Source organism: Staphylococcus sp. EG-SA-14 (assembly GCF_017151935.1).
GTDB lineage: Bacteria > Bacillota > Bacilli > Staphylococcales > Staphylococcaceae > Staphylococcus > Staphylococcus aureus.
Genome location: NZ_JACVZM010000060.1, coordinates 1 through 470, shown reverse-complemented (window position 1 = coordinate 470; position 470 = coordinate 1). Strand labels below are relative to the sequence as shown.

The window sequence follows — 470 nt, the reverse complement described above, 5'->3', positions numbered from 1 at the left end:
ATGAAGAACTACTCAAAGCTTTACAAGCACCTACTACGTCTCGCTACTTTTAAAAAGAAAACTACATTCAACTGAGGTGATTAAAAATGGATGTTAAAGATATGAAACAACGATTATTAAATTTAGAGGCAGTGTTTTCAGAGAAAGAAACATTATTAACGGATTTAGATAGAGCAATCGGTGATGGCGATCATGGTGTCAATATGTTGCGTGGATTTAAAAGTTTGAAAGACAAGATAGAGGATAGTAGTATGTCATCGCTATTTAAATCTACTGGTATGGCATTAATGTCAAATATTGGTGGTGCATCTGGTCCATTATATGGATTTAGCTTTGTTAAAATGGCTAATGTTGTTAATGATGAAATGGACAAAGAAAATTTAAAAGCTGTTGTTACTGAATTTGCTAATGCGATTGCGCAGAGAGGTAAAGTACAACGAGATGAGAAGACGATGTTTGATGTTGTAGAT

At 33.8% G+C, this 470-nt stretch carries 1 protein-coding gene; it reads left to right on the top strand.

Features of this window, described 5'->3' with window-relative positions; genetic code table 11:
• Nucleotides 1-86 precede the first annotated feature (86 nt).
• The coding region (gene dhaL, locus IDG63_RS14275) for a dihydroxyacetone kinase subunit DhaL (protein ID WP_206176480.1) at nt 87-470 on the top strand (384 nt) is incomplete at its 3' end.